This window comes from Affinundibacterium seohonense (assembly GCF_014284305.1).
Taxonomy (GTDB): domain Bacteria; phylum Pseudomonadota; class Gammaproteobacteria; order Burkholderiales; family Burkholderiaceae_D; genus Undibacterium; species Undibacterium seohonense.
Genome location: NZ_JACOFW010000111.1, coordinates 1 through 275, shown reverse-complemented (window position 1 = coordinate 275; position 275 = coordinate 1). Strand labels below are relative to the sequence as shown.

Sequence of the window (275 nt, the reverse complement as noted above, 5' to 3'; positions counted from 1 at the left end):
CTCAAGCGCTTTACTGTGCCGACAATGGTCGTCCCGCGTTTGATCCGGTTTTGCTTTTTAAGATGCTTTTTATTGGCTACCTGTTCGGCATCCGATCCGAGCGCCAAATTGTTCGGGAGATTGAAGTTAATGTCGCTTATCGCTGGTTTCTCGGCTTACGACTGACTGATAAAATTCCAGATGCCTCGACGCTATCGCAGAATCGCCGTCGTCGTTTTGCTAGTACCGATATAGAACAAACCATCTTCGACACCATCGTTGAACAAGCGATTGGA

Annotated in this window: 1 protein-coding gene; it reads left to right on the top strand. The window is 47.6% G+C overall.

The window, feature by feature from the left end; genetic code table 11:
• On the top strand, positions 1-275 hold a 275-nt coding region (locus tag H8K52_RS20765), incomplete at both ends, for a transposase (protein ID WP_186924809.1).